This is a genomic window from Paracoccus caeni (assembly GCF_016629665.1).
GTDB lineage: Bacteria > Pseudomonadota > Alphaproteobacteria > Rhodobacterales > Rhodobacteraceae > Paracoccus > Paracoccus caeni.
This window is the reverse complement of sequence record NZ_JAEPRQ010000008.1, coordinates 156,778-169,963: the sequence shown is the minus strand read 5'-3', so window position 1 is coordinate 169,963 and position 13,186 is coordinate 156,778. Positions and strand designations below refer to the sequence as shown.

The following is a 13,186-nucleotide window of genomic DNA, read 5'->3' as shown; positions in this document are numbered from 1 at the left end:
GATAGATTTATTTCTCCAGAAGTGATTTTTTCGCGGTGCATAGCGCAACTGCGTCATGAGAACCCGAATCGCAATCACGAAAATGACGAAGTAGCGAAATCCGATTTCGCTATGATTCGTTGGCGTGACCAGTATGAAAGGTGATATTATGAGAGACAGATTTTTCGTTGCAATGGCGCTTGGCCTTGCGGTCAGCGCCTCCGCCGAGGCTGCCGTGGTGCAGGCGGATTTTACAGCCACCGCTGTGTATTTCGAGGATAGCCTGTTAACATTTGGCGGAGAAGTTCTGGATCCGGGGGATCAATTTCAAATCAGCGTTATTTATGATGAGGATCGAGTAGCCGAAGGATGGTCCTATCAGGAAGAGAGACATCTATTCGCCCATGGCGGAAGCACCTATGACAATGGCGACTATGATTATCCTGTCGTCAGTCCAATAATTTCCGCGACAATAAAAATTGGAGAATCCATCCATACGATGATCGCAGACTACTATGGCTATCTATCCTACTATGGGGAAACCTACATGGATAATAACTATAACAGCTTCAGTTTCGATGCCAGCGAATCGGAGGACCACAGGCTGGCTTTCGGGCATTCGTGGTTGACCTCACATCCATCAATTTTCGCGAACCCGACTTTCGAAGGGCCATATTCGTTCGACGTTCCCCTTGAGGATCCAGAGGCGCCCTATGGCTATTTTCATCTCTTTGGCACTCGGGATGAGTACGGCCAGTTTACTGTTTCGAGTCAATTGAACTTCAATATCGTCCACGGCGAAATCGCCCTTTACAATGGCGAGCCTCCGCAACCTGCCCCGATCCCGCTTCCGGCCAGCGCGCTTCTGGTCCTGACCGGACTTGGCAGTCTGTTGGGCCTTCGCCGCGCCCGTCGCGTAGCGTAACTATCGCGGCCCGACGCTGTCCTGCTTCGGGCCAAATTTATCACCACATAGCGCAAACGGATCATGTGCGGCACAGGCTGCAAGCATAAGATCCATAAGATCAGATGCAGGTTATTTTCCGACTTCGTTTCGCATAGCCATTTTTCACGAGTCATGTTCTGCGCATTTGTCGGTGCCAACCGGCTGCTTTCGAAGTTGCGTCCTGGCCTTTCCACCGTCCTGGGCGGCGATTGCCAAAACGCATAATACCAGGCGCGGCCGCAGGTCGTTTTCCCTGCTGCGGCCGCGTCTAGGCAACACCACCGTGCGCAAGCGGTGTACGCGCTGTGCACAACCTGTGCTTCTTTGGTGCACAGGTTGTGCAGCCATATCCCCAGCATTTGCTGCCTGCACCAACGCCCACCGCTTCTCCGTTGCCCAAATACCGATTGCAACGCCCGCACCCTGTTGCGCGGCTGAAACGGCGCGGCTTTACCGGAGATACTGGCTCGACATATCCAGCGATTTTCCCTCTGGCCAACGCAAATCGCTGGTCACCGTGATCTCACGCGTTTCACCCGCAGGCAGCGCTGCCTCCCAATAGAGGACACCGCGACGGCCATCCGGATCCGTCTCTGTCGGGGCGGGTTCTGCATTGAAATTGATGGTCAATTCCTCATCACGCGAAACCGGAACACGATCCACGACCCGAAGCGGCCATTCCTCTCCGGTCAGGTTGCGGACGATCAGGATATGGGTCTGCTGCTGCTGCGTGCTGCGCGACAGGAAGCCGCGATCGCCGGTGCTGTCCTCGGGCACGCGCAGTTCGGCGGTCATACCGATGATCGGACCAAAGCCCACCCTCACATCGTCGCCCGTCGCAATCAACGGCAGGTCGGTCTGACCGATCAAAGCCCCGTCCAGCCGCAACGTAGCCCGCCCCGGCAAGATCGGCTCTCCCAAGCTGTTCTGGCCTTCAGCGACCACGAAAGCCGTCTGATCAAAGCGCGGCGCAGCCTCGGCGAAGACGTTAGATTCCAGTGTTTTCTGGTCCAGCGTCAGCCGCAGCGCATCGCCACCATTCTTCACATCGACCGGCGTTGGATAATCATAGGCGACCGTCATGCCGATGCTGGCAAGCTGCGCGTTCTCGACGACCCTGGCCGCTTCATCCGCGACCGGGGCCATACCTGCACCCGCAGGCGCCGCCATCTCGGCAACCTCATAGTTGCGAGAGACCGATTTCAGCGCCGGATCTTCAAGGCTTGGGAAGACCGAGTTGACCTGACTAGGCGCGCTTTGCCCGTTCGGCTGCGCCGTCGAAAGCGTCAGCGTCACACCGTCCCAATCGACGCCGCTATTCTGGCGGACCATCAGCGCCCGGTCCATGGTGATCTGGCCGGTCGCACGATCCAGCGCGAGGTCATAGACCGGGTTCCACCATGCGTCCGAGGTGAAGCCGGTCAGAGTGATCTGCGCGGGCTGATCGGTCGTCTGGACCGTCATCGTCAGCGTTTCCAGCGCGGCGTTCCGGTCAATAATCCGGTTCAGGTCAGCCTCGGCCAATTGCACATTGCGGGCAAGCTGCGCCTGACGGTTCAATAATTGCGCGGCCTCGGCATTAGCCTGTGTCTCGCGCTCAAGATAAGTCGCGATCATGCCGCCCGCCTCTTCGACGCTCGCCGCCAGATCCGCCGCCGCGATCCGGGCATCGCCGCGCATCAGGTCGCGCACCATCTGCGCCCGCTCTTGCCACGAACGCGCCTCGGCCTGCTTGGCATAAAGCTGCGCCTCCAATGCGCGCAGGGCGTCATGTTCGGCATCACGGCGGGCACGGGCGGCCTGAACGGTGGCGGCCTCGACCGCGCCTTCGGCGGCGGGATCGTCGCTTGCGGCATTAACGGTGCCAATCACCGCACCCTGAGCTTCGATCCGCAGACCGTCGGCCATACCCTGCGGCAGGCCGGGCACGATCACCTCATGCGCACCCGCGCCGCCGGGCAAATCGACCCGCCACGAGATTGAGGCACCAGAGGGGTAGACAGTCACGCGATCCGCGATCAGTTCGGCCTCGATCCGGTCGGACAGCGCGGGCGTTGCAACGAGACCAAGGAAAAGCGCTGGAAATACAGGGCGCAAGGTCATTCAATCGGCTCCATCAAGATATGATGGGCGCAGCATGGCCGACAGGTCGCGCCCGAGGCAAGCCACAACTTGCCCGCGCGCGATCACGCCTCAGGCATCGGGTTTCCAGCGAATGACGCGATAGACGTAGATGGCGATGATGCTGACGACGACAGCGGTGGATAGCGGGTCGATCCAGTGTTCGACCTGCTCGTAGCGGTCTTCCAGCAGATACCCGGCAAAGGCCAGACCGCCCGACCAGATGAAACTGCCAAGCGCGGTGAACAGCAGGAACTTGCCCTGCGGCATCCGCTCGATCCCCGCCGGGATCGAGATCAGTGTGCGGACGGTGGGGATGAAGCGACCGAAAAACACGATCGCGCTGCCGTGGCGGTTGAACCACTGCTCGGCCCGTTCGAAATCCGACAGGTTCAGCGTCAGCCAGCGGCCATAGCGCACGACCATCATCCGCATGCGGATCGGCCCGAAGGCGCGACCGATGAGATACCAGAAATAGGCCCCGGCCAGTGAGCCTAGCCCGCCCGCCAGTATCGCCTGCCACAAAGGCGCACCGCCGCGAGCGGCATTGAAGCCTGCCAGCGGCATGATCAGCTCGGACGGGATGGGCGGGAAGACGTTTTCCAGAAACATGAGGGCGGCGATGGCCAAGGCCCCGCCGCTCTCAAGAAAGCTTGCGATCCAGTCAAACACTGGGGAATCAGCCCTTTTTCAGGACGCGATTGCCCAGCAATTCGGCGATCTGCACCGCGTTCAGCGCCGCGCCCTTGCGCAGGTTGTCACTGACGCACCACAGGTTCAGGCCGTTTTCAATGGTCGAATCCTGACGGATCCGGCTGATGAAGGTGGCATAATCGCCCGCGCTTTCGACCGGGGTGATATAGCCGCCCGGTTCGCGCTTATCGACGACCATGATGCCCGGAGCCTCGCGCAGGATGTCGCGGGCCTCGTCTTCGTCAAGGAAATCCTCGAATTCGATGTTGATCGCTTCCGAATGGCCGACGAAGACCGGAACCCGAACGCAGGTCGCGGTGACCTTGATCGACGGATCGACGATTTTCTTGGTCTCGGCGACCATTTTCCATTCTTCCTTGGTCGTGCCGTCTTCCATGAAAACGTCGATCTGCGGAATCACGTTGAAGGCGATCTGCTTCTGGAACTTCTTCGGTGCGACCTCTTGACCCGGCACATACATGCCCTTGGTCTGGTCCCAAAGCTCGTCCATGCCATCCTTGCCTGCACCGCTAACTGATTGATAGGTCGAGACAACCACCCGCTTGATCCGGGCGCGGTCATGCAGCGGCTTCAGCGCCACCACCATCTGCGCGGTCGAGCAGTTGGGGTTGGCGATGATGTTCTTGTTCTTGTAACCCTCGACCGCCTCGGGGTTCACCTCGGGCACGATCAGCGGGATTTCGGGGTCATAGCGGTAAAGCGAGCTGTTATCGATCACGATGCAACCAGCCGCTGCCGCGATCGGCGCGTATTTCTTGGTCGCGTCCGAGCCGATGGCGAACAGCGCGATATCCCAGCCAGTAAAATCGAACTGCTCAATGTCCTTAATCTTCAAAGTCTTGTCGCCAAAGCTGACTTCAGTGCCCTGCGAACGACGCGAGGCAAGGACGGCGATTTCATCCACCGGAAACTGGCGCTCGGCCAGAATGTTCAGCATTTCGCGGCCCACGTTACCCGTAGCGCCTGCGACGACGACTTTGTAACCCATTTCGGGGGGACTCCTTTTTCAGCGGTCAGGGGCGTTTAGCGCAAGCGGAGACTGGAGGAAAGGGAAACTATGGTCCCGATCGCGTGTGGGCTTTCATAGCCCCTAAAGCGGGTCAGATCACGACGGAACGGGCCGCAGATCGCGGCCCTGATCCTGTCCTAAACGGCGACCCACCTGCGACCGCCATCCTCGGCCTGCCACAGCGATCCCTCGCTGATGTCATGGACCAGCGCGTGCAGCGTCATCTGACCGGATTCCACCGCGTCACGCACGAAGGGGAAGGTCATCAGGTTCTCGATCGAGATCAGCGTGGCCTGACGTTCCAGCGCACCGATCTGTTCCTCAAATGGCAGTTCCTTGATCCGCTCGTATCCCGGCCGAAGGATGTCCATCCAGCGCCCGATAAAGCTGGATTTCTCTTCCAACTCTGGCGCCTGGCCCGAACACATCGCATGGCAACCGGCAACGCCGCCACAGCTTGTATGCCCGACCACGATCACATGCGCGACCTTGAGCGCCATCACCGCATATTCCACGGCAGCCGAGGTGCCGTGCTGCAGACCATCGGGGGCATAGGCGGGGACAAGGTTCGCGATGTTGCGATGGATGAAAAACTCACCCGTATCGGCACCGAAGATGCTGGTGACATGCACGCGGCTGTCGCAACACGAAATGACCATCGCCCGCGGATGCTGCCCGTTTCGGGCCAAATGACGATACCAGGCGCTGTTGTCTTCGTAGTTCGTGGCTTTCCAGCCGTGGAACCGGCTGACCAGATACTGCGGAAGTGGGCGGACGTTATGCATGGCTGACCTCTCGCATTTCCGGGCTTGATAGGCGGTATTTCAAGAAAATTCGAGAGGTTTCTTTGTCGCGTCTCAAGCCTTTTTTCACAGCTTGGCCGCATGTTTCCCGAAAAGGCAGTCAGCAGATGTCGGAGAGGTCTCGTGGCATATATCAGGGCACTTGCCCTATCCGAATCGGTCAAGGTCGATACGCGGCGCGTGGGCGATATCGTGCGGGAACTGGGTGAAACGGCGGCATCCAACGTGATCGGTCTGGCGCTGGAGCAACTGGCCAGCGCCCTGACCGAAACCGACGCGGCCTACCGTGAAAATGAACTGGCCGCCGCCGCGGTTCACGCCGAACGGCTGTCGCGGCTGGCATGGCAGGTGGGGCTGCTGTCGCTTGCCGGGGTCGCGATGGATATGGGAAGCTCTGCCGAGCGTCGCGATAGCATTGCGATGTCTGCGATCCATGCGCGGTTGATGCGGGTGGGCAACCGCTCACTGACCGCGATCTGGGAAAAGAGCGAGCTTCGCTGACCCGATCCCCACCTTGCAGGTCGCCTTCGCCGGGCGTTACTGTTGCGCCACCAGACAGGAGCCTGCACGATGTCCGCAACTTTCGCCCCCGACACCTCCGACGCCTCACCCCTCTGGGCGCTGTGGCAGGGCGACCCGCTGCCCGAGGATGCGGGAACATGGCCGGAAGCGGCAGGCTTTTCGGCGAAATCGGGTGAAATCTGCCTGCTGCCGGATGGCAGTGGCGGGCTGAAGGGCGCGCTTCTGGGCCTTGGCGACCGTTCGACAGCCGCGCGGGAACGTTTCACGCTTGCCCGCGCGACCAGCCTGCCGAAAGGTATCTGGCGTCCTGTTTTGCCCGAGGGTTTGGACCCGGATGAGGCTGCGTTGGCCCTGCTTCTGGGCCAATATCGCTTCACCCGCTACAAGGGCTCGACCTATGCGGGCGCGCAATTCGTGTGCCCCGATGGGGCGGATGCCCGACACATCGAAGCGATTGCCGCCGGTGAATTCCTGACCCGTGATCTGATCAACACCCCGGCCAGCGATATGGGCCCGGTCCAGCTCGAGAGTGCCGCACGTGCGCTGGCCAGTGAGATTGGCGCAAGCATCGAGGTAACGACAGGGGCGGCGCTTCTTGACGCGAATTTCCCGATGATCCACGCGGTCGGTCGCGCCTCGGATCAGGAACCGCGTCTGATCGATATTCGTCTGGGGGAACAGGGGCCGCTGGTCACCATCGTCGGCAAGGGCGTCTGTTTCGATACCGGGGGGCTGGACATCAAACCGCCTGCCTCGATGGGGTTGATGAAAAAGGACATGGGCGGCGCGGCGACGGCGCTTGGCCTGCTGAAGATGCTGGCCGGGACCGGCGCTGCGGACGGGCTGCGATTGCGCGTCCTGATCCCTGCGGTCGAGAACAGTATCTCCGCCAATGCTTTCCGCCCGCAGGACGTTCTGACCAGCCGCAAAGGCCTGACGGTCGAGGTGAACAATACCGATGCCGAAGGTCGTCTGGTCCTTGCCGACGCACTGACGCTGGCGACAGAGGAAAAGCCCGATCTGCTGATCTCGCTGGCGACGCTGACCGGCGCGGCGCGGGTGGCGCTTGGGCCGGACGTGCCGCCCTTCTATTGTGACGACGATGCCGTGGCGCATGCCTTGGCCAAGGCTGCAAAGACGGTGCGCGACCCGTTGTGGCAGATGCCGTTCTGGGAACCCTACGAGCCGCTGATCGAGCCTGCCATCGCCGATCTGGACAACGCGCCATCGGGCGGCATGGCGGGATCGATCACCGCCGCACTGTTCCTGCGTCGCTTTGCCGAAGGCGCAGGCCGCTATCTGCATCTGGACATCTATGGCTGGCAGCCCGTCGCTGCACCCGGACGCCCCAAAGGCGGCGTCGGTCAGGGCGCGCGCGCGATTCTGGCGGCTCTGCCGGAGTTGGCCGGATGAAGCTGGATCGTCGTCTGACACCCGCGACCGACCGGGTCGCCCATGAAAGCCTGCGCGGCATCCTCGACCGGCCGCAATTTACAGAAGGCAGTCCCGTCCGGCTGTCGGCTCCGCTGGCCGATCTGATGACTGCCCCCGACGGTCGCCGCGACCGGCAGGTGAATTTCGGGGCCGACCTGACGATGATCGACAGCCGCGACGGCTGGGCCTTCGTGCAGGCCGCGCTTGACGGCTATTGCGGCTGGCTGCCCGAGGCGGCGCTGTCCCATCATCTGCCCGCCGTTACCCATCACGTCACGGCACCCGCAACGCATGTCTATCGCACGCCCGATTTCAAACGCTCCGAAGCGTTCGGGCTGTCGATTGGCGCGCGCCTGTCGGTCACAGCGATCGAGGGCAAGTTCGCCGAACTGGCCACGGGCGGCTTTGTCCCGATCCAGCATATCGGAGACCAGATGGCAGACGATCCCATAGTCGTTGCCGAAACGCTTCTGGGCACGCCCTATCTCTGGGGCGGGAACAGCCGCGCGGGCATCGACTGTTCGGGTCTGGCGCAAGCTGCGCTGACGGCCTGCGGCATCCGCTGCCCCGGCGACAGCGATCTGCAGCGCGAAGCCTTTCCGCAGGTCGCCGATATTCAGCGCGGCGATCTTCTGTTCTGGCCGGGCCATGTCGCACTTGCCGCCTCGGCCGATCTGATGATCCATGCGACGGCGTGGAAAATGGCGGTGATCTGGGAGAGCATTCCCGACGCCATCGCCCGGATCGATTCCGCAGGCGACGGCCCCTATCTTGGCGCGCATCGCCCCGGCTGATGTCTGACCCGCAAGAGGCAGGATGCCTTAAAGGTTGAACACCCGTTCGGGCTGCACCACGCCGCCCTGATAGCGACCGATGCAGACCGGACCATCCGCATCCGCGACCCAGACCAGTTCACCCCATTCCGCAGTCCCGGTCACCTCACCGGGATTGCCGTTGCGAATCCGGCGTGCGCCTTCCGGCGTCGCCCGCAATTGGGGCAGATCGACCAGCGCCGTTTCCAGCGGCAACAGGCATCCGTCAAGCCATTCCTGCTCTGCCCGGTCGATCTTCTCGAACGCAACGCCATCGGTGGCGTCAAAAGGCCCCGACCAGGTGCGGCGCAGATGGGCAACATGGCCCAGACAGCCCAGTTCACGCCCCAGATCCCGCGCGATAGAGCGGACATAACCACCCTTGCCGCACACCATCTCGAAGCGCGCCGTATCGGTGCCCGCCTCGATCAGCAGCAGACTATCAACCCACAAGGGGCGTGCCGCCAGTTCCAACTCTTCGCCCTCGCGCGCCAGATCATAGGCCCGTTCGCCATCGACCTTCACCGCCGAGAAGGCAGGCGGCACCTGCATGATCTCGCCCGAGAATTTCGGCAACGCCGCGTTGATCGCCGTGGCATCCGGTCGGCTATCACTGCTGCGCAACACCGTGCCCGAGGCATCGTCGGTCGTCGTCTCCGCCCCCCAGTTCACCGTGAAGTCATAGCACTTCAACGCATCGGTGATGGTCGCGACGGTCTTGGTCGCTTCCCCCAGGGCCACGGCCAGCACGCCGGTCGCGTCGGGGTCAAGTGTCCCCGCATGGCCCGCCTTTTTCGCGTCAAGCGCCCAGCGAACCTTTGCGACGACCGCCGTCGAGGTAACGCCCGTAGGCTTGTCCACGATCAGCCAGCCGTTGATGTCGCGACCCTTCTTGCGTGCCATCCGTATCTCCGAAAACCAGAAGGCCGGGGGCATAGCGGCAGGGGAGAAAGGCGTCAACCGCCAGCCGTTCAGCGCACCTTTTCCATCAGAATTCTGTCCCGCGTGCAGTCCGGGCGAACATCCGGCGCACAGTCCCGAGGTTCCAGATCGCGCGTCAGGCAAATCCGAACCTCCTGCAACGCCTCGCCCCAGCAAGTGACGGTCACGCCATCACGGCCCAAGGACGGGTTCGCCTCGATAAAGGCTTCCTCGGCGACGGCAGGGGGCAGGCTGATGTCGCGGGCAAGATCCACGAAAACCTCTGGGATCGCGATCAGATCGGCAGCGTCGCGCATGGTGCCGTAATAGCCCGCCGCCGACAGACCCGTGCAGCGCCCGTGCTTCTGCCACTGATACCATGCCAGCCCGCCCGAACCCATAATATCGGCCATCGCCTGACTTTCGCGGCGCGATGGATCGCGCTCATCCGTGCGACAGTTTTCGGGCCAGCCACGTTCGTATTGCGGCCAAAGGCCGTGAACGACGAAATCGATCTTGCGCCCGACGGCGCATTGCTCGGCCCCGCGTTCGTCGCCGGTCTGGCTGCACCATGACGGCGACCAGCTGAGCGCGAGGACATAGTAATCGAAATCGCCCGCGACATCGTCGGCCATGGCCGGAAGGGCTGACAGCGCAAGGGCTAGACTGGCGATCATGCATTTCATTGCGCCAGATTACCGCCTTGCGCCGCGGCGTCTATCCCGTGAACGCGCGAATCCTCTTTTCCCCGAAGGTGGGAATCGCTATATCGGTCGGGAATTCCCCCCGAAAACGTGGAATGGCACCCCGCCGAAAGCCGTTTTCCCGGCCGAAGCCACCTGTTCGGGACAGAGATTGCGAAGGAGAAAGACATGAGCAAGCCATTGATGGCGAAGGCCACTGCCGTCTGGCTGGTGGATAACACCACGCTCAGCTTCAAGCAGATCGGCGACTTCTGCGGTCTGCACGAGCTGGAGGTGCAGGGCATTGCCGATGGCGATGTTGCGGTGGGGGTTAAGGGTTACGACCCCGTTGCCTCGCATCAGCTTGACGCCGAAGAAATCAAGAAGGGCGAGGCCAGCCCGTCCTATCGGCTGAAGCTGAAGCACAACCCCGCAGCCGATGGCGAAGAAAAGCGCCGTGGTCCGCGTTACACCCCGCTGTCCAAGCGTCAGGACCGTCCTGCCGCGATCCTGTGGCTGGTGAAGTTCCACCCAGAACTGGCGGATTCGCAGATCGCCAAGCTGGTCGGCACCACCAAACCGACGATCAACTCGATCCGCGAACGGACCCACTGGAACATCCAGAACATTCAGCCGATCGATCCGGTCGCGCTTGGCCTGTGCCGTCAGTCCGAACTTGACGCCGCCGTTCAGAAAGCCGCCAAGAAGCGCGGCGCCGATGGCGATGTGATGACCGACGATGAGCGTCGCAAGCTGGTCAGCACCGAAACCTCGCTGGCGATGAGCGATGAGCCGCGCCTGCCCAGCTCGATCGCCGGGCTTGAGAATTTCTCACTGACCAAGGACGAAGAGCCGGTCGAGCAGGATCTGGATGCGGACAGCTTCTTCAACCTGCCGGATCAGGATGACGAAGAAGAAGACGAGGATCACCGTCGATGATCAAGGACCGGCCCGCCGATTTTGTTTCTGGCGGGCTGGTCTGCCTCGGCCATGGCTATCGCTGGCACGAGGCGCAAATGACCGCCGCCATCCTGCAAAGCGCGGGTATTCATGTGCAGCTTCTGGATGCGGAAACCCATAACATGATGCCATCCTCGGGGATCGCGCTTGGCGGGGTCCGGCTGGTGGTGCCGCGCGCTGAGGCAAGAGAGGCGCTTGATCTGCTGCTGTCCCTGCCGCCGCACGAGGCGAGTCGGCAGAAAATGTGGCTTTCGGCGCTTTTTGTCTTGCTGTTCGCATGGGCAAGCGTCGTGCCGATGATGAGCGGGTTTTATCTGCGCCGTCCCGTTCTGGAAAAGCAAATCTGACAAACAAAAAGGCCCGCCATGCAGAACATGGCGAGCCTTCTTTGATCAATGTCCGGGCAGACGCCGTCAGGATTTCCTGCGGATCAACCGGCCCAGCCAGATCAGGATACAGGCACCGATCACGGCCACGACAAGCTGGCCAATCGCGCCACCTGCTGTGGTGCCGAACACCAGCCGCGCCAGCCAGTTACCGACCAGAGCGCCCAGAATACCAAGGATGATATTCATGATCAGCCCGTGTTCGCTTTTCATGAGCTGCTCTGCGATCCAGCCCGCAATCGCGCCCAGAACGATGGATATAATCCAGCCAAAACCTTCCATGATCGTCCCCTTTGGAAACTTTTCCCGACATCGCCCACGCAATGCCTTCGAAAGGCGTAATGCGTAACGTGATCAATATGTTCCCGATACGCAGCTAAAATTCTGCCCTAGTCGGCCGTTCAGATCGACAGGCAGATGTATTTCATCTCCAGATAATCATCGATCCCGTGGCGGCTGCCTTCGCGGCCCAGACCAGACTGTTTCACGCCGCCGAACGGTGCCACCTCGGTCGAGATGATGCCAGTATTCACCCCGACGATCCCGTATTCCAGCGCTTCCTGAACCCGCGTGATCCGGCCTACGTCGCGGGCGTAGAAATAGGATGCCAGTCCGAAGATCGTGTCATTGGCCTTGGCAATCACCTCTTCCTCGGTCTCAAAGCGGAACAGCGGAGCCAGCGGGCCGAAGGTTTCCTCGGTCGCCACCTTCATACTGTCCTTGACCCCGGTTACCACGGTTGGCTGGAAGAACAGCCCTTCGATCCGCTTACCGCCGGTCTGCACCGCGCCGCCGCCGTCGATAACATCCTTGATATGCTCTTCAACCTTCTCGACCGCATCTTCGTTGATCAGCGGGCCGGTGGTGATGCCGTCCTCAAGCCCGTCGCCGACGCGCAGTTTGTCCACGGCATCCGACAGCTTCTTGGCGAAGGCGTCATAGACTGCGGCCTGCACATAGATCCGGTTGGCACAAACGCAGGTCTGGCCGTTGTTGCGGAACTTCGAGGCCATCGCCCCTTCCACCGCCGCATCCAGATCGGCGTCATCAAAGACGATGAAGGGCGCGTTGCCGCCCAGCTCCATCGAGCATTTCATCACCTGATCGGCAGCCTGACGCAGCAGGATGCGCCCCACCTCGGTCGAGCCGGTGAAGGTCAGCTTGCGGACCAGCGGGTTCTCGCAGAATTCCTTGCCGATATCGCTGGACCGGGACGAGGTGACGACCGACAGAATGCCTTTGGGCAGGCCCGCACGTTCGCCCAAAACAGCCATTGCCAGCGCCGAGAGCGGCGTTTCCGCAGCCGGGCGGGCGACGAAGCCGCAGCCCACGGCCAATGCGGGGGCCGCCTTGCGGGCGATCATGGCGTTGGGGAAATTCCAGGGGGTGATACTGCCCACGACGCCGATGGGCTGGCGGATCACGGTCAGGCGTTTGTCGGGTTGGTGGCCGGGGATCGTCTCGCCATAGATACGCTTGGCCTCTTCGCCGAACCATTCGACAAAGCTGGCGCCATAGGCGATCTCGCCCTTCGCTTCGGGCAATGGCTTGCCCATTTCGGCGGTCAGGATTTTGCCAAGATCATCCTGATTTTCCATCATCAGGTCGAACCATTTGCGCATGATCTGCGCGCGCTCCTTGGCGGTGCGGGCGGCCCAGTCCTTCATCGCCTCTGCCGCAGCCGCGATGGCCGTTGCGGCATCAGCGCGGCCCATATCGGCGACCTTGGCGATCACATCGCCGCGGGCGGGGTTGAGAACGTCGAAGGTGGCACCGTCGCCCGCCTCGACCCATTCCCCGGCGATGAACGCACGGGTTTTCAAGAGCGAGGGGTCGCGCAGCAGGGTCTTCAGATCGGTCGAATGCTTGGTCATGGCGTCTCCTCCTCAAACGATT

At 61.6% G+C, this 13,186-nt stretch carries 14 protein-coding genes; 6 read left to right on the top strand and 8 right to left on the bottom strand.

Annotated elements, in window-relative coordinates; genetic code table 11:
- Nucleotides 1–124: 124 nt before the first annotated feature.
- Complete coding sequence (locus JJJ17_RS17440) at nt 125–904, top strand: hypothetical protein (protein ID WP_200688751.1); 780 nt, start codon at nt 125–127, stop codon at nt 902–904.
- Nucleotides 905–1,375: 471 nt separating this feature from the next.
- On the opposite strand, the gene JJJ17_RS17435 is transcribed toward JJJ17_RS17440, so the two are convergent.
- From JJJ17_RS17435 to JJJ17_RS17420, 4 genes are all read right to left on the bottom strand, one after another.
- Complete coding sequence (locus JJJ17_RS17435) at nt 1,376–3,028, bottom strand: DUF4139 domain-containing protein (protein ID WP_200688749.1); 1,653 nt, start codon at nt 3,026–3,028, stop codon at nt 1,376–1,378.
- Between the two features lie 90 nt (nt 3,029–3,118).
- Complete coding sequence (locus tag JJJ17_RS17430) at nt 3,119–3,718, bottom strand: DedA family protein (protein WP_200688747.1); 600 nt, start codon at nt 3,716–3,718, stop codon at nt 3,119–3,121.
- 7 nt (nt 3,719–3,725) lie between these two features.
- A complete protein-coding gene (locus tag JJJ17_RS17425; RefSeq protein WP_200688744.1) occupies nt 3,726–4,748 on the bottom strand; it encodes an aspartate-semialdehyde dehydrogenase in 1,023 nt (340 codons plus the stop codon).
- A gap of 158 nt (nt 4,749–4,906) precedes the next feature.
- Nucleotides 4,907–5,554, bottom strand: a complete 648-nt coding sequence (locus JJJ17_RS17420) for a carbonic anhydrase (RefSeq protein WP_200688739.1) — start codon at nt 5,552–5,554, stop codon at nt 4,907–4,909.
- A gap of 141 nt (nt 5,555–5,695) precedes the next feature.
- Between JJJ17_RS17420 and JJJ17_RS17415 the strand changes: the two genes are divergently transcribed.
- The 3 genes from JJJ17_RS17415 (at nt 5,696) to JJJ17_RS17405 (ending at nt 8,322) form a co-directional block, all read left to right on the top strand.
- Nucleotides 5,696–6,073 (top strand): hypothetical protein, encoded by a 378-nt coding sequence (locus JJJ17_RS17415; protein ID WP_234464166.1) that lies wholly within the window; start codon nt 5,696–5,698, stop codon nt 6,071–6,073.
- A gap of 69 nt (nt 6,074–6,142) precedes the next feature.
- Entirely contained in the window at nt 6,143–7,507 is a 1,365-nt protein-coding gene (locus tag JJJ17_RS17410) for a leucyl aminopeptidase family protein (RefSeq protein ID WP_200688737.1), read from the top strand.
- The gene (locus JJJ17_RS17405; protein ID WP_407673379.1) at nt 7,504–8,322 is read left to right on the top strand and encodes a C40 family peptidase; all 819 of its coding nucleotides are present in this window, start codon (nt 7,504–7,506) and stop codon (nt 8,320–8,322) included. The genes JJJ17_RS17410 and JJJ17_RS17405 overlap by 4 nt, the downstream gene beginning before the upstream one ends.
- Nucleotides 8,323–8,349: 27 nt before the next feature.
- On the opposite strand, the gene truB is transcribed toward JJJ17_RS17405, so the two are convergent.
- On the bottom strand, nt 8,350–9,243 hold the full coding sequence (truB, locus tag JJJ17_RS17400) for a tRNA pseudouridine(55) synthase TruB (RefSeq protein ID WP_200688736.1): 894 nt from the start codon (nt 9,241–9,243) through the stop codon (nt 8,350–8,352).
- Nucleotides 9,244–9,311: 68 nt separating this feature from the next.
- The gene (locus tag JJJ17_RS17395) at nt 9,312–9,938 is read right to left on the bottom strand and encodes a ribonuclease T2 (protein ID WP_325168831.1); all 627 of its coding nucleotides are present in this window, start codon (nt 9,936–9,938) and stop codon (nt 9,312–9,314) included.
- 195 nt (nt 9,939–10,133) lie between these two features.
- Between JJJ17_RS17395 and JJJ17_RS17390 the strand changes: the two genes are divergently transcribed.
- Nucleotides 10,134–10,883 (top strand): DUF1013 domain-containing protein, encoded by a 750-nt coding sequence (locus tag JJJ17_RS17390; protein WP_200688730.1) that lies wholly within the window; start codon nt 10,134–10,136, stop codon nt 10,881–10,883.
- Nucleotides 10,880–11,251, top strand: a complete 372-nt coding sequence (locus JJJ17_RS17385) for a putative signal transducing protein (RefSeq protein WP_200688728.1) — start codon at nt 10,880–10,882, stop codon at nt 11,249–11,251. The genes JJJ17_RS17390 and JJJ17_RS17385 overlap by 4 nt, the downstream gene beginning before the upstream one ends.
- Nucleotides 11,252–11,317: 66 nt before the next feature.
- Here JJJ17_RS17385 and JJJ17_RS17380 read toward each other — a convergent pair whose 3' ends face one another.
- Together JJJ17_RS17380 and JJJ17_RS17375 are read right to left on the bottom strand one after the other, a co-directional pair.
- Nucleotides 11,318–11,572, bottom strand: coding sequence for a GlsB/YeaQ/YmgE family stress response membrane protein (locus JJJ17_RS17380; protein ID WP_200688726.1), 255 nt, complete (start codon nt 11,570–11,572; stop codon nt 11,318–11,320).
- Between the two features lie 119 nt (nt 11,573–11,691).
- Nucleotides 11,692–13,164, bottom strand: a complete 1,473-nt coding sequence (locus JJJ17_RS17375; RefSeq protein ID WP_200688724.1) for an NAD-dependent succinate-semialdehyde dehydrogenase — start codon at nt 13,162–13,164, stop codon at nt 11,692–11,694.
- Nucleotides 13,165–13,186 lie beyond the last annotated feature (22 nt).